This window comes from Bacteroidota bacterium, from assembly GCA_016711505.1.
Lineage (GTDB): Bacteria > Bacteroidota > Bacteroidia > AKYH767-A > 2013-40CM-41-45 > JADKIH01.
The window spans coordinates 193,536-214,165 of the sequence record JADJSV010000017.1 but is presented as its reverse complement, the minus strand read 5'-3'; the positions used below and the strand labels follow the sequence as shown (position 1 = coordinate 214,165).

Annotated in this window: 14 protein-coding genes; 9 read left to right on the top strand and 5 right to left on the bottom strand. The window is 38.3% G+C overall.

What is annotated here, in order from left to right; genetic code table 11:
• Positions 1 to 66: 66 nt before the first annotated feature.
• The gene (locus tag IPL24_14500; protein ID MBK8364820.1) at positions 67 to 489 is read right to left on the bottom strand and encodes a BrxA/BrxB family bacilliredoxin; all 423 of its coding nucleotides are present in this window, start codon (positions 487 to 489) and stop codon (positions 67 to 69) included.
• Positions 490 to 695: 206 nt separating this feature from the next.
• Between IPL24_14500 and IPL24_14495 the strand changes: the two genes are divergently transcribed.
• The 3 genes from IPL24_14495 to IPL24_14485 all read left to right on the top strand — a co-directional run bounded on the left by IPL24_14495 (position 696) and on the right by IPL24_14485 (position 2,588).
• Positions 696 to 1,061, top strand: coding sequence for a gliding motility-associated C-terminal domain-containing protein (locus tag IPL24_14495; GenBank protein ID MBK8364819.1), 366 nt, complete (start codon positions 696 to 698; stop codon positions 1,059 to 1,061).
• A 420-nt stretch (positions 1,062 to 1,481) separates the two neighbouring features.
• Positions 1,482 to 1,883, top strand: coding sequence for a response regulator (locus IPL24_14490; GenBank protein ID MBK8364818.1), 402 nt, complete (start codon positions 1,482 to 1,484; stop codon positions 1,881 to 1,883).
• A 270-nt stretch (positions 1,884 to 2,153) separates the two neighbouring features.
• Complete coding sequence (locus tag IPL24_14485; GenBank protein ID MBK8364817.1) at positions 2,154 to 2,588, top strand: response regulator; 435 nt, start codon at positions 2,154 to 2,156, stop codon at positions 2,586 to 2,588.
• Between the two features lie 95 nt (positions 2,589 to 2,683).
• Here the strand turns inward: IPL24_14485 and IPL24_14480 are convergent, their stop codons facing one another.
• Positions 2,684 to 3,952: a T9SS type A sorting domain-containing protein gene (locus IPL24_14480; protein MBK8364816.1), complete on the bottom strand. Its 1,269-nt coding sequence runs from the start codon at positions 3,950 to 3,952 to the stop codon at positions 2,684 to 2,686.
• A gap of 392 nt (positions 3,953 to 4,344) precedes the next feature.
• Positions 4,345 to 4,788, bottom strand: coding sequence for a nucleoside deaminase (locus IPL24_14475; GenBank protein MBK8364815.1), 444 nt, complete (start codon positions 4,786 to 4,788; stop codon positions 4,345 to 4,347).
• Between the two features lie 209 nt (positions 4,789 to 4,997).
• On the opposite strand from IPL24_14475, the gene aspS reads away from it, so the two are divergent.
• The 4 genes from aspS (at position 4,998) to IPL24_14455 (ending at position 15,597) form a co-directional block, all read left to right on the top strand.
• Positions 4,998 to 6,749, top strand: coding sequence for an aspartate--tRNA ligase (aspS, locus tag IPL24_14470; GenBank protein ID MBK8364814.1), 1,752 nt, complete (start codon positions 4,998 to 5,000; stop codon positions 6,747 to 6,749).
• Between the two features lie 337 nt (positions 6,750 to 7,086).
• Positions 7,087 to 12,507, top strand: coding sequence for an alpha-2-macroglobulin family protein (locus IPL24_14465; GenBank protein MBK8364813.1), 5,421 nt, complete (start codon positions 7,087 to 7,089; stop codon positions 12,505 to 12,507).
• 94 nt (positions 12,508 to 12,601) lie between these two features.
• Positions 12,602 to 14,935: a penicillin-binding protein 1C gene (gene pbpC / locus IPL24_14460; GenBank protein MBK8364812.1), complete on the top strand. Its 2,334-nt coding sequence runs from the start codon at positions 12,602 to 12,604 to the stop codon at positions 14,933 to 14,935.
• 224 nt (positions 14,936 to 15,159) lie between these two features.
• A complete protein-coding gene (locus IPL24_14455) occupies positions 15,160 to 15,597 on the top strand; it encodes a DUF2721 domain-containing protein (GenBank protein ID MBK8364811.1) in 438 nt (145 codons plus the stop codon).
• A gap of 2 nt (positions 15,598 to 15,599) precedes the next feature.
• Here the strand turns inward: IPL24_14455 and IPL24_14450 are convergent, their stop codons facing one another.
• On the bottom strand, positions 15,600 to 16,331 hold the full coding sequence (locus IPL24_14450; GenBank protein ID MBK8364810.1) for an endonuclease: 732 nt from the start codon (positions 16,329 to 16,331) through the stop codon (positions 15,600 to 15,602).
• A gap of 112 nt (positions 16,332 to 16,443) precedes the next feature.
• The gene (locus tag IPL24_14445; GenBank protein ID MBK8364809.1) at positions 16,444 to 17,460 is read right to left on the bottom strand and encodes a dipeptide epimerase; all 1,017 of its coding nucleotides are present in this window, start codon (positions 17,458 to 17,460) and stop codon (positions 16,444 to 16,446) included.
• A 713-nt stretch (positions 17,461 to 18,173) separates the two neighbouring features.
• On the opposite strand from IPL24_14445, the gene IPL24_14440 reads away from it, so the two are divergent.
• Complete coding sequence (locus IPL24_14440; GenBank protein MBK8364808.1) at positions 18,174 to 20,204, top strand: PAS domain S-box protein; 2,031 nt, start codon at positions 18,174 to 18,176, stop codon at positions 20,202 to 20,204.
• Positions 20,205 to 20,213: 9 nt separating this feature from the next.
• On the top strand, positions 20,214 to 20,621 hold the full coding sequence (gene mce, locus IPL24_14435) for a methylmalonyl-CoA epimerase (protein MBK8364807.1): 408 nt from the start codon (positions 20,214 to 20,216) through the stop codon (positions 20,619 to 20,621).
• The last annotated feature ends 9 nt before the right edge of the window (positions 20,622 to 20,630 follow it).

Below are 20,630 nucleotides of genomic sequence, written 5' to 3'. Positions count from 1 at the left end.
AAGAGAACAAACAATTCTCCTTTTTCTCCCTTTTTTCCTCTATGTTCTCTGTGTTAAAAGAATCACTCAACAAAACTCGTCGAAAGCCATTTTCAAATTTTCAGCGATCATTTCTGCGCTGCGGCCTTCGATATGATGACGCTCTATAAAGTGTACTAATTTTCCATCTTTAAACAGAGCAATTGCCGGTGATGAAGGCGGATAAGGAAAAGTATATTTTCTTGCTTGTGAAGTAGCTTCAAGATCCTGTCCTGCAAAAACGGTCATCAGTTTTGATGGCTTTTTACCGGCATTCAATGAAAGACGGACACCCGGACGGGCAGTTCCTGCAGCGCAGCCGCAAACTGAATTCATTACTAATAATACTGTTCCCTCACTGTTTGGGATAGAATTATCGACATCTTCAGGGGTTTTTAGTTCCTGAAAGCCGACACTTGTTAACTCATCGCGCATTGGAGCGCAGATATATTCCGGATAAGGCATATTTATAAGATTATTTGAGTGCAAAATTACAACACATTTCCCTCAATTTTATGAAGACATCAATTTATTCCAAAATTTCGGGCCGATTTTAGCGATTTTCTGCGTTTATACAACAAAAAGGCATTTTTCTTACAACTGCAAGGACCAAGGGCCATGTAACCCGCGCGGAGGTGCTATATTTTTAATTTGCATGTAACCTTTTTAATATGAACATGAACACACTAATACGCATCGTTACAATTGGAGCTCTTCTGCTTTCTTTTATCGGAGAAGGACGAGCGCAAAATGTCTTAGACAATAAGATCTACCGTGTCACCGGTTATAAAAAAGGCGACACTACTATTCGTAGTACTTCCAATTATGCAGAGGTAATTCCACCATTGAGCATTTACATTCCATCAGCATTCACTCCGAATGGTGATGGCCTGAATGATATGTTTGGTGTGAAAGGCGAAGGTATTCAGGATTACCATTTGTTGATATACAATCGTTGGGGAACTGTGATCTTTGAATCGACCACTGCAAAAAATCAGTGGGATGGAAAATACCAGGGCGAACCCGTCGAAACCGGCACTTAAGTGGTGCAAGTTTTCGCTAAAGGACTGGAGTCCAAAGGCAAGATTGGCGCTGTCACGGTGGTATATTAATGTCGAGTGTAACGATTTTAACTAAACGGCGTTAGAAGAGAAGTTAAAATTAAAAATCGAAAAGAAAAAAGTTAGGTCAAAGGTCAAAGGTCAAATCCGCAATTCGAATTACGGCAACCAAGACAGGACGTTTGAATAACTATCAAAGATAATTTCATGTATTGTTAAAAGAAGCAAAACTGGGCCTTTGCTTCTTTTTTTTTGTCCAATTACGATCTGAATTTTAGAAATACACTTTCAATTTGAAAGCTGTGCCACTTACCACTCACCACTTACTACTCACCAAGCCGCAGGCTTGTAACAATTCGCCCCCCACAACGTAAACCGAATTCGTCTAAAAAAACCGAATGTATGAGTTCAGGAACACGTTACCCTTCAGTGATGTTGATTGATGACAATGAGTTAGATAATTTCATCAACAAAAAGTTACTGGAGAATGAGCAATTCGCATCGAACGTTTATGTTCATCAGTCAGCGCAAGCTGCATTGGAAGAATTGAGAAAGTTAGCAACGAGTCCCGACAAACTTCCCAACGTTATTTTTCTTGACATCATGATGCCGGGAATGGATGGCTTTGCTTTTCTGGAAGAGTTCGACAAACTTCAGACAGAAGTGAAAGGTAAATCAAAGATCATCATGCTTTCCACTTCAGAAAGTTTCAAAGATCTGAACCGCGCTAATCAAAGTCGTTACGTTTACAAGTTTCTTAACAAGCCGTTGAATAAACCGGTGTTGGATGCTATTAACATTTGAATAAGTAGTAAATAGTAAGTGGTGATTAGCATCAGTTACTAAACGTTTACTTTCTTTATAAAATAAAACAGAAAGAGGTTGTTGGGAATTTCCAATGACCTCTTTCTGTTTTGATTAATGAAAATATTTTCAAATCCTGTAGCCGATGCTACTCACCACTTACCAATCACAAGAATTACCAACACTCTCTGTTCATAGCTTTTTTCGATTCGCAATTCACGATTCACAATTCACGAAGAATTTGGTATCTTTAACCGGTTAAACAAACAAATGGCATCAACCGGATTTTATTTTCAACGTGCATTAATTATCGACGACAGTGAGATCGATGTATTGGTAAATCGTCGATTGATGCAGTTAACAAATTTTGTCGCTGATATCATGATCAGTGGCACAGGAGAAGAAGCCATCAGAATTTTACGTGAAGAATGCACCAAACCGGAATATGCTCCCGACTGGATCTTTCTTGACATGCATTTACCAATGATGAGTGGTTATGATTTCGTAGAAGAATTCAAAACACTTCCTGATTTCATCACAAAAAAATCTAAGATCATTGTCCTGTCCGTTTTCAATAAGCCTGATGCTTTGAAGAAAATTTTTGAAAATACTTTTGTAGCCGGACAACTTGAAAAACCTTTGACGCAACAAGCGCTGCTGGATATTGCGCATAAGAAGTCGGTAGGGATTGTGTCGTCGCTTTAAATTTAGTTAGGTCAAAGTTCAAGGGTCAAGGGTCACGCGAGCTGGATTATTTGAAAGCGAGTACTGCACACTCCACACTCAAACTCACACTCCATTTAATGCGCAACAATAAATTTTCCTGTAAAATTATTTTCTGAATTGCTTATTTGGTAGAAGTAGATTCCATTTGGGAGCTGACTGAAATCGAGTTCCGACTTTATAGAATTTATCTTCTTCTCGAAAGTTGATTTCCCAAAAACATCATAGGCAATAAACGTATAACTTTCATTTTGCGAAAGTACTAGTGTGGCATTATCATGAATTGGATTTGGATAAATTGTAGAAAATGGTTTTTCTATCTCCGAAGTTATTAACGTAGACGAACAAAGAAAGACACCAGTGTCATCTGTTGTTGAAGGAAATGTACGTACTGTACCTACGAGTGTGTAAGGAGAGGATGTAAAACTTATGTTTGTTGAATTGATTTGGATTGAATTTGTATCGATAACTAAAGTTAAATCAAAGCAACCAAGTTGTCCTAATGAATCAGTTTTTCCTAAAAAGCTTGTTGTGCCAGTGCTCGAGCCTCCGAATCCATTAGTTGAACCGCTCAATGCAAATCCAGAATCTGATGTTACACAAATACTGTGAACGTATTCATACGATCCTTCATATTTATTTGCCCATTGAATATTTCCTGAAAGATCTGTCTTAAACAAAAAGGCATATTTGCCAAATGATTCATCTATACAGCCGGAAACCGCATAACCACTTTCAGGTACACTTACTACTTTTGTTTGAGTGATATTTCCTGGAAGTGGTGTCGAGTAGACCTTATTCCATTCTATATTTCCAATTGAGTCAATTTTTAATAAAACAGTCTTATTTGTAATTGAATCACGAATATCAGAACATATAATCATCCCATTATAAATGGTCTTGTCAGCACTAATTTTTCCCTGTGAAATCAGATCATATTGCTTACTCCAAATTATATTTCCCGACATGTCACATTTTACTACTGAAGTAAATGAGATAAAAAGAGTATTATCATATATGCTTCCAAGTAAATAAAACCCATCATTACCAAGACTCACAAAATCGTATGTTCCAAGATAATTAGTATTCGTTAAAATTTGGCCAGATAAAAAAGTTCCTGCTGTATCCGTTTTGGCTATAATTACATTGTTATAAAGTGGTAAGCTAAAATTGGCTGTCCAAAGGATGGTTGAGTCTGTTTTATCAATAAATCTTAGATCAGCTCCTTGAGAGGAAGTCAATGATTTTATGGATTGAGGGTTGCCATCAAAGTCGATCTTTGTCATAAAAAAAATTCCATCATTATCATATCCTAGTAAAATATTTGTACCATTTATAGTGATCATATCATTGATTCTGCATGATTCACTTGCGGCAATAACTTTGCTGAACTCGATATTTCCAAGGGAATCAGTTTTTGTATAAAAATAACTTGCAGGGAATAAATCATTTCCAATTAGAAAAAACCTCCGTCTTCTGTTTGTTTCATGAAAAAAGCTTGCCCGTTGTTTTGAAGATTAAATGTTTCTAAAAAAAGTGTCTTGTGAAAAAGCGGGTGCACTCCACAATAAAAAAATCATCAAACAAATTCTTTTCATCTCAAACAATTTATTCAAATGTAACAATGAAATAGTATTCCAAATTCCAGTATTTGGCGAATTCATACTATCAATAGGTAAAATGAAATAAATACTTATAAGCAAAAATACATTGCTACTCACCTCTTACCAATCACGACTCACCGTTTCGAGCGAAAAAACTCCTGCATCAACCCCCTGCATTCATCTTCCATAACTCCACCTACCAACTCCGTCTTCGGATGTAAAATAGAAGTTGAAATATTCTGAAACCCTCTCTTCTCATCTCTCGCACCATAAACAATTTTACTTATCTGTGTCCAGTACGAAGCACCGGCACACATTACACATGGTTCTATTGTTACATAAAGAGTACAATCTGTCAGATATTTTCCATTCACAGAATTTGCTGCAGCAGTGAAGGCCTGCATTTCTGCATGAGCAGTCACATCATTCAATCGTTCAGTTAAATTATGTCCGCGACCAATGATCCGGTTTCCATGCACGACCACTGCGCCGATCGGAACTTCATCAGCATCAAAAGCAAGTTGCGCTTCTTTTAAGGCTTCACGCATGAAATGTTCGGGGGTGTTATCTAATACCATTTATTTGAATGATTTATTTCGGATTTCGAATTTCGGATTTCGGATTGGTTTGAGTGCTAAACTTTTAAAATAGATTTTAAAGGGTTTGTTAACCAATTAGTATTAAGGCAGATAAATGGCAAATTTTAGAATTTTGAAAGTTGTGCTACTTACTACTCACTACTTACTACTCACTATTTTTCCTAAATTCGCAATTCACAACCAAAAGTATGCTTCGTACCAACACCTGCGGTGAGCTCAAAATGCAGCACATCGGACAAAATGTAACTCTTTGCGGCTGGCTTCAGCGTTCACGGAATCTCGGTGGAATGACTTTCATTGATCTTCGCGATCGCTATGGCATCACTCAATTAGTTTTCAATATGGAAACCAATGCTGCAATTTGTGAAGAAGCGCGTTCGTACGGAAGAGAATTTGTTTTGCAAGTGACAGGAAAAGTTGCTGAACGAAGTAATAAAAATCTCAATATTCCGACAGGTGAAATTGAGATCATCGTTGACAAAGTTGTTGTTTTAAATAAAGCGCAAACTCCGCCTTTTACAATTGAAGAAAATACTGATGGTGGCGACGACATCAGAATGAAATATCGCTATCTAGATATTCGCAGAAATCCTGTGAAAGAAGCTTTGTTGCTACGTGCAAAAGTGGCTGCAGAGACAAGAAATTATCTTAACGCCCAGGAATTTATTGAAGTGGAAACACCGGTGCTTATCAAATCAACTCCCGAAGGTGCTCGTGATTTTGTTGTGCCTTCACGAATGAATGCCGGTGAATTCTATGCATTGCCGCAATCACCACAAACATTCAAGCAACTCCTAATGGTTGCAGGAATGGATAAGTACTATCAGATCGTAAAATGTTTCCGCGACGAAGATCTTCGCGCTGATCGTCAGCCTGAATTTACTCAGATCGATTGTGAAATGAGTTTCATCGAGCAGGAAGATATTCTCAATACATTCGAAGGAATGATTCTTCACTTATTCAAGCATGTGAAAAATGTTGAGCTTGGTGAAGTTCCACGCATGACATTTGCGGAGGCCATGCGCGATTACGGAAATGACAAACCTGATATCCGTTTTGAAATGAAATTTGTTGATGTCAAATCTGCAACTTCAGGAAAAAATTTCAAAGTGTTTGACGATGCAGAATCGGTGATCGCTATTTGTGCGAAAGACTGTGCATCTTATACACGCAAGCAACTCGACGAACTTACAGACTGGGTGAAACGTCCGCAGATAGGAGCAACCGGCCTGGTTTATCTTCGATACAATGGTGATGGAACTTTAAAATCTTCAGTCGATAAATTTTATTCTGAAACAGATCTGAAAGTCTGGGCAGAAAAATGCAATGCAGCTCCCGGTGATTTAATTTTAGTCCTTGCAGGCGATGATTCGAAGACGAGAAAAGCAATGAGCGAATTGCGTCTTGAAATGGGAAACCGTTTAGGGCTTCGCGATAAAAATGTTTTCCGTCCGCTATGGGTTCTGGATTTTCCATTACTTGAGTACAACGACGATGCAAAACGCTGGCATGCCATGCATCATCCATTCACTTCACCTAAACCGGAAGATATTTCTTTGTTAGATACTGATCCCGGAAAAGTCCGCGCCAATGCATACGATCTTGTCATCAATGGTGTGGAGATCGGTGGTGGTTCGATCCGTATCTTCAATAGGGAACTCCAAAGCAAGATGTTTTCCATTCTTGGTTTTACTCCTGAAGATGCACAAGCACAATTCGGTTTCCTTATGAACGCTTTCGAATTCGGAGCTCCACCTCACGGCGGATTAGCTTTTGGCTTTGACAGGTTGTGTTCTTTGTTCGGTGGCTCTGATTCTATCCGTGATTATATCGCTTTTCCGAAGAATAATTCAGGACGCGATGTGATGATTGATTCACCTTCCCGGATCTCAGATGAGCAACTGAAAGAATTGGCTATCGAGGTAAGTATTGAAAAATAAAAAACGAACGGGAAAATTGAACTTGTGCATTTTAGAATAGTGACCAAAATCCAAAAAGATTCCTAAAGGAATGACGATCGTAGATTGGCGATATTGCTGAAAGGGATGAAAAAGAAAAGTGCACCAAAGACGCACTTTTCTTTTTCATCCCTTTCAGCAAATATAAACGGTTAGACTGTCATTCCTTTAGGAATCTTTTTGGATATTAGGCAGACAGGTAATAATTTGGTTTACTTAAAAATATAGGTCAAAATCCACCGTTCTCTGTTCAATTTAATTCATTCTATTCAAGATTTTATCGTACTTCGCTTTGCAAAAGCTAACCCCAACCACACATATGAAAACCATTTCTAAAATTGGCATTGTAATTCTCTTTGCCGTGCTAGTCTCATGTTCAAACCGGAATAAAATTGAAATCAGTTCGAGGAATTTCGGTGAGGAAGTGCAGCTGCAGCAAAATTTAGTTTTCACTTTTAACCGGCCGATTGTTGCTGATTCGCTTTTAGAATCGTGGGACACCATTCCATTTATAAAATTCACTCCTGAGGTTGCCGGAAAGTTCCGGTGGACTTCTGCATCTGAGTTGGTTTTCTCACCTTCAGTGGGATTTGCAGCTGCAACAGATTATACGATGCAACTTCAGAAGTCGTTAGCGAAAAAAGCAGGGAATGCTTTTGAAGTGAATGATGGTAAGATCGCTTTTCACACACCTTATCTACAGATGACCAATGCAAATGGGTATTGGGCTGCATCTGCAAATCATCCGGGAAAAGCTGCTTTGAAAATTTCAATAGAGTTCAATTATAAAGTAGACCCGACAATGTTGTCGTCATTGCTGAAGATCACAATGAAAGATGCTCTTACAGCATATCAGATGGAAACGTCTGCACCCGGTGAAGTGATCACAGTGGTTATTGATAATCTTTCTCCTGAAGTAGCTGAACAACTGCCTTTGAAATTTGTGATAGAAAAAGGTCTGCGGATGGTTGATAGTAAATATATGACGACAACTGCTTTCGAAAAATCATTGTCAATTCCTTCGCCTGACAAATTAAAGATCACAGATGCAGTAGCAGAATACGAAGATCTCCAGGCACGCATTCATATTTTTACAACACAGTCGATCGATCTTTCAACTGCTCAAGCCGCTATTTCATTCGATCCGGCAATAAAATTTACTGTTGAAGAAGGGTTCAGCGGATTTTATATTAATGGTCCGTTTGTGAGTGGTTCAAATTACAGACTGGACATAAGCGAAAAGCTGAAAGGTTTTCTTGGTGGAAATCTTGAAAGTAAATACAGTACTCAGGTTTCGTTCGGAGAAATGGAGCCGGCAATTTCTTTTGTAAATCAGAAGGGAATTTATATGACTTCAAAAGGTACACGAAACCTTGCATTGAATGTTGTGAATATGCCAAAAGTAAATGTGCAGATCTACCGCATTTTTGAAAATAACATTCAGCATTATCTGCGTACAGGAAGATATAGCGATGGCTATTATGACGACGAAGGTGAATACATGAATTCAGGAGTTTCTTACAATACATATGACATTGAAAGGTATGCAAACAAGATCGTTGATCGTGTTTATGAAACGAAAGACCTTGCAGTGTTAAATGGAATTCATTTACTCAACTTGTCTTTTGATGATGTTTCAACTTACAAAGGAATTTATGTTGTCGTAGCATCATCATCGAAAGATCAATGGGTGAAAGCAACAAAACTTGTTTCTGTTTCTGATATTGGCTTGATCGTTAAAGCTGTCGACAATGAAGTTTTTGTTTTTGCAAACTCAATCAAGACTGCAGAAGCAATGAGTGGTGTTGCTGTAAATCTTGTGAGTACAAATAATCAGACAATAGCAACTGTAAAAACCGGCAGTGATGGAATCGCAATTTTCAAAGACCTGAAATCAAAAGGAAAGGGATTTGTACCTTCTATGGTTACGGCTTCTATCGACAAAGATTTTAATTACGTACTCTTCTCTGATACGCGTGTCGATGCTTCACGTTTTGAAGTCGGTGGAAGAAGAGTAAATGAGTCGCAGTTGATGGCATTCATCTATGGCGATCGTGATATTTATCGCCCGGGCGAAACGATCCATTTGAATACAGTGATCCGAACAGAACAGTGGCAAGCATTGACAGATGTTCCTGTGAAGATCAAACTCATTGCACCGGATGGAAAGGAATTTAAAACCATTCGTGGGAAACTGAATAAAGAAGGAGCTTATGAAACTTCAATATTTATTCCTGAAGCTGCATTGACAGGAAGTTATTCTGCTGAAATATTTTCAGCAAATGATGTCCTGCTTAATTCAAAGCAAATTTCCATCGAAGAATTTATGCCGGACAGAATTGATGTTAAACTTGCATTGACAAAAACTGAAATGTTTGTTGGCGATAGTTTGAAAGCAACTATTACAGCAACAAATATGTTTGGTCCCCCGGCAAGCGATAGGAATTACGAATTGCAGTTTACGGTTGATCGTGGTAATTTTTACAGTAAAAGTTTTCCGCAATATAATTTCAGCATTAAGACTGAAAATGCTTCACCATTTGAAACAGGTGGATTACGTCAGGGTAAAACTGATGCAAAAGGGAATGCAACAGAAGTTTTCACTGCTCCTGAAGAGTGGAGTGATCAGGGATTACTTTCTGTAAAAGCATTTGCAACCGTTACTGATGAAACAGGTCGTCCGGTAAATCGTGCAGTATCGTTTCCGATTTTTACTCAGAAAGAATTTTTCGGAATAAAGATGAATGATTACTATGTGAATCGTGGTGAGAAATTTATTATTCCATTAATTGCTACCAATAAGGACGGAAAAAGTATTGCAACAGAAGCCAGAGTACAGATCGTAAGATATGACTGGTATTCATCGTTGGAGAGAGATTCGTATGGTAGCAGATATCATTACATTTCCAAGAAGAAAGAAGTTTTGCTTGCTGATCAGGTGATCGCTCTTCCTGCATCAGGACATAATTTTTCTTATGTTCCTCGTGAATCAGGAGAATATGAAATAAGAATTCAGAAACCCGGAAGTAGCCGTTATGTTTCAAGTCAGTTTTATGCATATGGATGGGGCTTCACAAACAATACTTCTTTTGAAGTGAATACGGAAGGGCAGATTGATATTCAGGCTGACAAAGAAGCGTATAAAGTAGGCGATAAGGCAAAGCTGATCTTTAAGACGCCTTTCAACGGAAAAGTTCTGATCACTGTTGAATGTGACAAGGTCATTGAAACCCGCTATTTAAAAACAGAAAATCGTTCATGCTTTATTGAATTACCTCTGAAGGAAAATTACCTGCCTAATATTTATGTAACAGCGACTTTATTCAGACCGGTTGATGATGGTTCAATTCCTTTGACAGTGGCTCATGGATTTCTTCCGCTAAAAGTTGAACGTGCAAGTAATCGTTTGGCAGTAGATATTAATTGCGTTGCAAATTCAAGAAGCCGCACAAAGCAGACGATCAAATTGAAGAGCGTTCCTAATTCCGAATTTACGGTTTCTGTTGTGGATGAAGGAATACTTGCACTTCGCAGATACGTTACTCCAGATCCATACAATTATTTTTATCAGAAGAAAGCATTGATGGTTGATGGTTATGATGTGTATGCATCTCTTTTACCGGATCTGAAGCTTCGCCGTTCTTCTACTGGAGGTGATATGGATATGAAGATGGCAATGGCAATGGATAAACGGGTGAATCCGTTGACAAATAAACGCGTGAAGCTGGTATCACTCTGGAGTGGAATCATGAAAACTAATTCAGCAGGAGAAGCATCTTATTCGATAGACATTCCTCAATTTTCCGGTGATCTTAGAGTAATGGCTTGTGCCTATAAAGCAGGTTCATTTGGAAGCAGCGATAAGCACATAAAAGTTGCAGACCCAATTGTGATCAGTCCGTCGATTCCGCGTTTCCTGTCACCTGGTGATTCACTTGTCATGCCGGTTACACTTACGAATACTACAAACAAACCTGCGAATGCAAGTGCACTGGTAAAAGTTACAGGATCATTATCGATCAATGGCCCGGCAAAACAAGATTGTGTGATCCCTGCGAACAGTGAAAAGAAAGTTACATTTTCTATTGTTGCACCTTTAGCAATGGGAGTAGGGAAAATTGTAGTGTCGGTGACTGCAATGAACGAAACGTTTACCGACAGTACTGATATTACAATTCGTCCTGCAACTACTTTGGTTAAGAAAAGTCTGGATGGAGAAATCTCAGGAACAGGAGCCATTTCTTTGCAGCATGAATTTATTCCTTCTTCTGCATCTGCAACTTTAACCATAAGTGCAAATCCGATGATGCGACTTGGAAAACAACTCAGTTATCTGATCGGTTATCCGTACGGTTGTGTTGAACAGACAACTTCAACAGCCTTCCCGCAGATCTATTTTTCTGAACTTGTAAAGAACATGCAATTTGCAAATAATCGCGGACAGAGTCCGGTTCAGAATGTACAAGCTGCAATTGTAAAACTACAAGGAATGCAATTGTACAATGGTTCACTCAGCTACTGGCCGGGCGGAACGTATGAAAGCTGGTGGGGAACAGCTTATGCAACTCATTTCCTTGTAGAGTCAAAGAAAGCAGGTTATGAAGTGAATCAGGAAATCATTAACCGGTGTTTAGCTTATATGGGACAGAAAGTAAAAGAACATCAGGTAGAGAATGATTATTACTATTGGGACTATATGAATGTTGGAAAGATCAAGAAGATCTACAAGAAAGAAAATATTTATTCTTTGTACTTACTTGCTTTGTATGGTAAGGCTGACATTGCTTCAATGAATTTCTATAAATCGCAGATCGAAATGCTTGCTCTTGATTCTAGGTATATGCTTGCCTGTACATATCTGGCAATTGGTGAAAGAAAAACATACGAGCAGCTTCTTCCTAAATCATTTGACGGAGAAAAGTCGAAACATTCATTCGACGGAAGTTTCTATTCTTATCTGCGTGATGAAGCACTTGCTTTAAACGTTCTTCTTGATGTAGATCCGGATAACATCCAGATCCCAATTATGGTTCGTCATCTTTCACAACAACTGAACAAAACCGATTACCTGAATACTCAGGAAGCGGCATATTCATTCCTTGCATTAGGAAAATTCATGCGGAGAATTTCTCAGGACAAAGTTACAGCCACTATTACGGCCGATGGAAAGACAATAGGTAATTTCAACGGACCTGAATTGGTTTTAAAGAAAGGAATTGCCGGGAAAAATATCAATGTCAATATTACCGGAAATGGTAAATTGTATTATTTCGGAGAAGTCAGTGGTATGAATGCAAAAGGTGATGTGAAAGAAGAAGACAAATTCATAAAAGCAAGAAAATCATTCTTCAACCGATTTGGTCAGCCGATCAATCCTTCGAATGTAAAACAAGGTGATCTGATCGCAGTGAAACTTACATTGGAAAATATGGAGCGTTCGAAAGTTGAGAACATCGCTCTTGCCGATATACTTCCCGCAGGTTTTGAAATTGAAAATTCAAGGATTGGAGAAGTAGCAGATATGAACTGGATCAAAGATCAGGCATTCGAAGATTATCTGGATGTTCGTGATGACAGGATCACTTTCTTCACTCACGCAGAACCAAAACCGAGATCATTCTATTATCTGGTCAGAGCCGTTTCAACAGGAACATTTAAAATGGGACCGGTATCTGCCGATGCAATGTATAATGGAGAGTATCATTCGTACCATGGGGCGCAGACGATAATTGTGCGATAGTTTCTGAAAAGGGGTCAAAGGTCAAGTGTCAAAGGTTAGTGCAGTGAGCAGACTGTCGAATGTTGCCTGACCTTTGACCTTTGACCTAAAGAGGATGATAAAAAGGAAAGAACTAATCAGAAAGTTAGCCGGTTGGGGAGAGTTCATTCTCCTGACCGCATTCGGTATGTTCTTCCTTTTCTTTCTGATGAATATAATTTTCCCTGTCCGTGAAAAAATTCCATATTCGCAGCAGATTCTCGCAGCAGACAACACTTTAATGTATGCTTTTTTAAGTGACGATGAGAAATGGCGCATGCTTGTTCGATCGGAAGAGATCAATCAACAATTACGTAAGGCAATTTTATATAAAGAGGATCGGTTTTTTTACTATCATTTCGGCGTGAATCCTGTTGCAATTATACGTGCAGCGTTCAACAATATTGTTTACCAAAAACGAACTTCCGGTGCCAGTACGATCACCATGCAGGTTGCGCGTTTGTTATATCCACAGAAGAGAACTTATCTGAATAAATTCACTGAGATGTTCCGTTCATTTCAACTTGAATGGAAATATTCCAAAGAAGAGATTCTGAATATGTATTTCAATCTTGTTCCTTACGGTGGAAACATCGAAGGAATTAAAGCAGCATCGCTCATTTATTTTGGCCTGAATCCGGATAAGATGTCATTGGCTCAGATAGTTTCACTGGCAATCATTCCAAACCGACCGGGTACTTTACGACCCGGTGCAAACACAGGTGAACTTGTAAAGGCAAGAAACAAATGGTTGAGCAGAATGAAGCATGATAAATTGTTTTCTGATGAATTGATTGAAGATGCACTGAAAGAGCCCATCGATGCAAAACGTTCAGAACTCCCGCGATTGGCTCCCCACTTTTCTTTACGGATGCATGTTCAGTATCCTGATCTTCCCATTGTAAAGACAACGATCAATCTTCACCATCAGCAACAATTGAATCAGATCGCATCGAATTATTCAAAGCGACTACACGGTTATGGAATTTACAATGCTGCTGTTGTTGTGTTGAACAACAGAACGCATTCAATAGAAGCTTATCTGGGTTCATCTGATTTCAATGATATGTTACACAGTGGACAGGTCGATGGAGTGACAGCTGTCCGCTCGCCGGGTTCAACTTTAAAGCCTTTGGTATATTCAATTGCATTTGACGATGGATTGTTGACGCCAAAGTCAATGATCGCTGATGTTCCTGTGAACTATGATGGCTATGCACCTGAAAATTACAATTCAAAATTCAATGGCAATGTAACTGTTGAACATGCTTTAGCCAACTCACTGAATATTCCGGCGGTGAAAACGCTGAATATGATCGGACTGAAATCCCTTACAGATAAAATGAAACTTGCCGGCTTTGGACAAGTGTTGCATTCTGAAGGTTCGATCGGATTGTCAGTTATATTGGGTGGATGCGGTGTAAAACTTGAAGAACTCACGGCGCTTTTCAGTACGTATGCAAACGCCGGAAAATTTTTCCGCCCGCATTATCTGAAGTCAGATACAATTAATGCACCGGTACAATTGATGACCCCTTCTGCATCTTATATGACAGCTGATATATTATCGCAAGTGAACCGCCCTGAAATGCCGGCAGAAGTTGCAAGTTCTGCCATGCATCTTCCAAAGATCGCATGGAAGACGGGAACGTCATATGGAAGGAGAGATGCATGGAGCATTGGATTCAATAGTGATTATACCATTGGTGTATGGATAGGAAATTTTTCCGGAGAAGGAGTTCCGGAACTCACAGGAGCAGAAATGGCCACACCACTTTTGTTTGAACTTTTCAATACGATTGATTACAATTCAGGAAAGAGCAGATTGATTCCACCGGCCGAACTTGATTTTCGGTTAGTGTGTTCCGAAACAGGTCTTCTCCCTGAAGAGAATTGTACGAACCGTGTGATTGACTATTATATCCCGCAAGTAACCTCTGTTGTCAGGTGTAATCATCTGAAGAAAGTATTTATTACAGCAGATTCTTCTTTCTCCTATTGCACCTCCTGTCTTCCTGAAAATGGTTTTAAGACTGCAGAATATCCGAATCTGAATCCCGACATCATTTCTTATTACGAATCTGAAAAAATTTCATACCGTAAAATTCCACCTCACAATCCTAAATGTGAAAGAGTTTTTTCTGAGCACGAACCGCGGATAACCTCTCTGTTGAATAAAAAAGAATACACTGTTGAACGCGACGAAAAACATCCGCCACAGTTATTATTAGCAGCAACTGTTTCAAATGATGTGAGTCAGATCTTCTGGTATATAAATGATCGCTTTTATAAGGCCGCAAATGCCGGCGAAGATGTTTTTTTCATTCCTGAAGAAGGGAAGGTAAAGATTTCATGTAGTGATGACAAAGGTCGGAACAGTAATATATCCATCACAGTAAAAAACTTCTGACTCTTAAAGACAGAAATATTTCCCGCAGAAAACGCAGACAACGCAGAATAACCGCAGATTTTTTTTGTTGTGTTAGACAAAAATAAATATTTACATTCCGCAGGAATCTCTGCGGTTTTTCTGCGAATTCTGCGCATCTCTGCGGGAAATAAATAAGCGCCATTATTCTAATTTCTATTTACTAATTTCGAATCATCATCTCACCAAATCACAACTCCGAACCCATGGAAATCAGCATCAACACCCCTGCTTTACTTTTTCCGGCCATCAGTTTGATCATGCTTGCTTATGGAAACAGGTTTCTGGCAATTTCTAACCGGATCAGAAATTTGCATGAACGTTATAATGCAAATGAAAGGAATGTCGTCATTCATGGCCAGATAAAAAGTCTGAGATACAGACTTCGATTGATCAAGAACATGCAATTTCTGGGTTCATTAAGTATTTTACTGGCCATTGTTACAATGTTTCTGATTTATTCAGGCCATATGGAACTTGCCAAATTTTCATTCGCGGTTTCATTGATACTCTTTACAGCTTCTCTTATTGTTTCGCTACTCGAAATCCAGTTAAGTACAAAAGCTCTTGAACTTGAACTCAGCGATATTGAAGGACTGGAAGAGACAGGTTTAGTTGATTATATCAAGAAAAAATTTGACTAGCATTATTTATATCGTTTCTGACAATTCTCACAATAGAAACTCCTTCGTTTCTTAACTCCGGTTTGCTTTTTAGTAAAAGGAAGATTGCATCTTAAACAGGTCTTTTTAGTATGTGCAAGCCAGTGTTTCTTCAGCACGAATTTCTTTTTCCATTTCAGAAATTCAAAACTGTAGTTTCTGGATTCTTTGATCAGAGTTCTAAGTTTGGTATCAGGAATTTTTCCTGTCTTAGATTCAGGATGTAGCCGGACTCTGTACAGAACTTCATTCTTAATAATGTTTCCAAGTCCGGCAAAAATGTCTTGTTCCAGCAAAGCATCACAGATCATTTCATCTGGAATATTTTTAAGCTTTGCCTTGGCTTTTTTCGGATCCCATTTCTTGCTCATCAGATCTCCTGAAAGATCATAGAGTTCTTTGTAATTTCCTTCCAGGACTTTGATCGAACACGAATAAAGGTTGATCGAACCGTTCCTGAACTTTAAACTAAGACGTGGTTCTCTGTCCTTTTCAGCATCGATCAGATAGGATCCAAACATTAAGAAATGAACTCTGACAGTAAACTTGTCAAAGCAGATGAGAAATTGCTTGCCCCAGCTTTTTAAAGCAATGACTTTCTTATTGACCAGTCGTAATTGATCGATCTTACTGTTCCCCTTAACCGCAAGTATCTTCTTGCCGGTAAATTTGGCAGTTTCTTCTGTAAGAATTACGATTGTTGGTCCTTCCGGCATGAAGTTCAAAAACAACTTCAATTAGAAAAATGTGCCAAAGGTAAGTTTGAGTGATTTATTCTTAAAGTTCAAAATTCAAAGTTCAAAGTTGGCTTCGTTGGTGACTACGAAGCTAACTTTGAACCTTGAACCTTGAACTTTGAACTTGGTATAGAATTCCGGCTTCTTCTTTTATCAAACCAAAAGGTTCTTCTTTCAAAATTATAAAACTGTCCAGGTCGGCATAATCTGTCATTGCACACAAGTTCATCGCCGATGAAATTCCTAAAGTAGTTTCCACCATACACCCGATCATGGTCTTCATCTGATGCTGACGGGCCTCTTTAAGCAATCGCAATCCATTGACATATCCACCGGCTTTCATCAGTTTCATGTTGATGCCGTCAAATGATTTCTTCAGTTCAGAAAAATCTGCCGAATCAGTAACAGCTTCGTCGGCCATCATAATAAAAGGTGAATGTTGCTTCAGATATTCTGATTCTGCTTTCATCTCAGACGGCAATGGTTGTTCAACAAATACAAGCGGGATCTTTTTTATTTTTTCAAGCCACAGGATACACTTCTCAACGTCTGTGAATGCTTCATTGGCATCAACCATGATTGGCAGGTTGCAAAATGAGGTGAGCTCAGTCAGTGAGTCATATGCATCATCTGCATTGACCTTTAGTTTAATGTAAGGAAATCGATTCAGGTTGTTTTCCAGAAAAAATTTCTTCAATACACCGGTTTCCATAATTGGAATGGTGTAAGATGTGGAGATAGGACCTGGATTTGGAATATTGAGAAGTTCGGAGACGGTTTTCTTTTCCTTGAGAGATTGAAAATGAAACCAGGCAGATTCAATAGCAAAAGACAATGCATGCGAAACAGAAACGGACTTTATTGCATTATGAATAGATGTGAGCTGGTCTGAATCTGATTTCAAAACAGAAACGAACCGATTGAATTCTTCAACACAGGCTTCTGCAGATTCACCATACCTGACATTCGGAGCACCTTCTCCTTTGCCGGAAATATTTCCATCGGTAACCGTTACGATTATGTTTTTCTTGAAATCTGTTGCATTTCGCGAGATTTTCCAGGTATATTTTAAATCGAGATGGATAATTTCAATTGACCAGCGGAGCATATTCGGCAGAATTTGGATTGGAAATGGAATGGTCTTTAAAACAAAAGTCCCTCGATCATGAAGAGCGAAGGACTTTTGATAACCGCTTTTAGTGCGGGAAGCGTTAGCTTACTTTTTTTTCTTAGCAACTTTTTTCTTTGCTGCTTTTTTCGCAACTTTTTTCTTAGCTGCTTTTTTTGCTTTTGCCATAGTTTTTAATTTTATGTTTGTTTAATGACTACTCAAACTTAATAAATAAAAAAAGGTTACAACAACATTTGGGATTTTTTTTTGCACAATTAATTGTTGATTTCTGAGACCCTCATTTTTTTGATTTTGATTTGCGAAAAATTTATTTTGAAAAAACAACGATGCCCTGAAAGCTGCAGTTGGCGCATTGTTCAGAGCATTCAACAAAAAATATTTTTAAAATTATTTTTCTTGAACAAAAAAAAATGTGCTTCGATATCGAAAAAAAATCAACGTTATTAACAATTTGATTTTTGCCTCTTTGACCAAAAAGACGGAAGATTTCCAAAATCGGACGTCAACTTTTCTCCAAAATATGTCTTCGAAACGATATGAAATGAAAAAAATGATGCTACATATCGAACCTTTTTGCCGAAGTAAGCTAAAACGATATAACATTTTACCAAATCTTACAAAAGATTCCATTCAGAAATTCAGTCGACGATAAAATTGATAATTTTGATCGCAATAGATCCCCAAATTAAATGCTAACCAACTTCAACGATAAGATTCGCAAGAAAGAAATGCGGAATTTGCGTTTGCTAAATGTGTTCAGCTCCATTTTCGTCACGTTATTGGGTTTCATTTTTGAATTTTCATATCATGATGGATATATTCTTACATCCGGACTTGCTGTTTCAATGATATTGACTTCAAATTACTTTTTATCATTCTATTCTGAATGGTACAGAAGAAATTTTATGAATCTCACTACTGCCTCAATCTTTCTTTTACACTTCTGGGCAGCATATGTAGCATACGTTCGGGACTTTGAGATCACAATACTCTTGCCTTTATCGATCTCAACTTTTACTTTTTCCCTTGTATTTGATCGATATTACAAAAGTTTGTTCTTTATTTTCGTCATCACCACACTTTTAATGGCGCTGATGATTCTTTCAGGTCAATGGAAACCGGAATTCGCAATTGCAATCGTTGCTTTGTACTCAGGCGCATTTCTTTCCGAAGAGATTCTGAAAAGGAAAGGTGAATATCAGTCAGAGATCAAGAAACAGGAGCAACGATATGTTTCTCTGGTCGAAAATATGAACGATGGACTTATTTATCTTGATAAATCTAATCTGATCTCTTTCGTGAATGAAAGATTTACCCGGATCTCAGATATACCCAAAGAAAAATTGGAGAATCAGCTTTTTGAAGCGCTGTTCGAACCGATCATCAATGCAAAGGAAGTTCGTAATGAATTCGAAAATCTTTTGTCAGGCCGCACAATCAAGACAGAAGCTGTCATGAAAAAGCAAAATGGGAAAAAAGTATGGGTTCAACTGGTAGGATCTCCTTATTATGATGAAGATGGTTCCAGAAATGGTTGCATGATCGTTTATACTGACATAACAAGTCTGAAAGAGATTGAAGAACTACTGAAGAAAAGAGAAGAGGGATATAAAACGTTCATTGATCAAAGTGCAGTTGGAATCTGGCGTGCCGAATACAGGCAACCAATACCGATCAATCTGCCCGTGTCTGAACAAATAGATCTTTTACTGGATACCGGAATCATTACTGAATGCAACGATTTCATGTCTAAAATGTATGGACATAACATCTCCACTGACCTGATCGGTCGTCGCATCCGGGATTTTTATTACATGGAAAATAATTTCGATGAAGAACGCACCCGCGAACTGATGCAGAGTTTTGTCCTGAATAATTACAGGATCAGCAATGCAGAATCTAAAGAACTCGACAGGTCAGGTGCTGTCAGGTATATGTTGAATAACAATATTGGTGTTGTAGAAAATGGTTGCCTGATAAGAACCTGGGGAGTACAAACAGATATTACAGACCGGAAGAAAACAGAAAAGGAACTGGTAGAAACCAATCAGGAGCTGGATACTTTTTTCTATAAAGCATCACATGATCTGAAAGGTCCGTTGGCCAGTGTAATGGGAATTGTGAATCTTGCGCGGCTGGAAAATTCGGATCCGCTGAACGAAAAGTATTTTACAATGATCGAGACAAGTGTAAAACGACTTGACAGGACGTTACTCGATCTGATTGAACTTGCGCGGACAAGAAAAGGGACGAGCAAACTTTCACAGATCAATATTATGTCGATGGTCCAGGATATTCTGCATTCACTTCGGCATCTTCCTGATTTCGGAAGTATTAATTTTGAAGTGAAGATTGATCATTTACTTGAACTGAAAGCAGATAAAGTGTTGGTTTTGTCTGTGTTTCAAAATCTGATCCATAATGCTATCAATTACTGTAATCAGGATAGTCCTCATGTAAAGATCAAAGTGGAGAAGCATGATAATGGAATCCAGTTACAGATAATCGATAATGGTCATGGCATTCCGGAAGGAATTCGTGACAGAGTATTTGAAATGTTTTATCGCGGACATCCTGATTCGACAGGTTCCGGATTAGGATTGTTTATTGTAAAGAATGCTTTGGAAAAAATGAAGGGAAATATTAGTTTTGAAAGTGAAGTTGGCAAAGGTACGACTTTCACTATAAATATTCCAAATGCCAGAACAGAACATATCTAAAATTTCAAGATGATCTTAAGAGTTGAACATATTGGCATTGCCGTCAAAGATATGAAAGGTGCAAACACACTTTTCGAGGCCTTGTTAGGGATTTCAAATTACAAAGTTGAAAGTGTTGAAAGCGAAAATGTTGCAACATCTTTTTTTAAAACAGGAGAAACAAAAATTGAATTACTGGAATCGACTTCAGATTCCGGTCCGATTGCAAAGTTTATTGAGAAAAAAGGACAAGGTATTCATCACATTGCCTTTGAAACCGATGACATAGTAAAGGAAATGGAACGACTTAAAAATTTAGGCTTTGAATTATTGTCGGATGTTCCCAAAAAGGGCGCAGATAATAAATTGATCTGCTTCCTGCATCCTAAATCTACAAATGGTGTATTGGTGGAGTTGTGTCAGGAGATTTTGAGTTAGATTTTTTAA

Bases quoted from the DNA above. Each gene is read 5' to 3' on its own strand.
- IPL24_14490 (MBK8364818.1), top strand. From the start codon at position 1,482: ATGAGTTCAGGAACACGTTACCCTTCAGTGATGTTGATTGATGACAAT.
- IPL24_14485 (MBK8364817.1), top strand. From the start codon at position 2,154: ATGGCATCAACCGGATTTTATTTTCAACGTGCATTAATTATCGACGAC.
- IPL24_14440 (MBK8364808.1), top strand. From the start codon at position 18,174: ATGCTAACCAACTTCAACGATAAGATTCGCAAGAAAGAAATGCGGAAT.
- IPL24_14465 (MBK8364813.1), top strand. From the start codon at position 7,087: ATGAAAACCATTTCTAAAATTGGCATTGTAATTCTCTTTGCCGTGCTA.
- IPL24_14480 (MBK8364816.1), bottom strand. From the start codon at position 3,952: ATGATCACTATAAATGGTACAAATATTTTACTAGGATATGATAATGAT.
- IPL24_14450 (MBK8364810.1), bottom strand. From the start codon at position 16,331: ATGCCGGAAGGACCAACAATCGTAATTCTTACAGAAGAAACTGCCAAA.
- mce (MBK8364807.1), top strand. From the start codon at position 20,214: ATGATCTTAAGAGTTGAACATATTGGCATTGCCGTCAAAGATATGAAA.
- IPL24_14495 (MBK8364819.1), top strand. From the start codon at position 696: ATGAACACACTAATACGCATCGTTACAATTGGAGCTCTTCTGCTTTCT.
- aspS (MBK8364814.1), top strand. From the start codon at position 4,998: ATGCTTCGTACCAACACCTGCGGTGAGCTCAAAATGCAGCACATCGGA.
- IPL24_14445 (MBK8364809.1), bottom strand. From the start codon at position 17,460: ATGCTCCGCTGGTCAATTGAAATTATCCATCTCGATTTAAAATATACC.
- IPL24_14475 (MBK8364815.1), bottom strand. From the start codon at position 4,788: ATGGTATTAGATAACACCCCCGAACATTTCATGCGTGAAGCCTTAAAA.
- pbpC (MBK8364812.1), top strand. From the start codon at position 12,602: ATGATAAAAAGGAAAGAACTAATCAGAAAGTTAGCCGGTTGGGGAGAG.
- IPL24_14455 (MBK8364811.1), top strand. From the start codon at position 15,160: ATGGAAATCAGCATCAACACCCCTGCTTTACTTTTTCCGGCCATCAGT.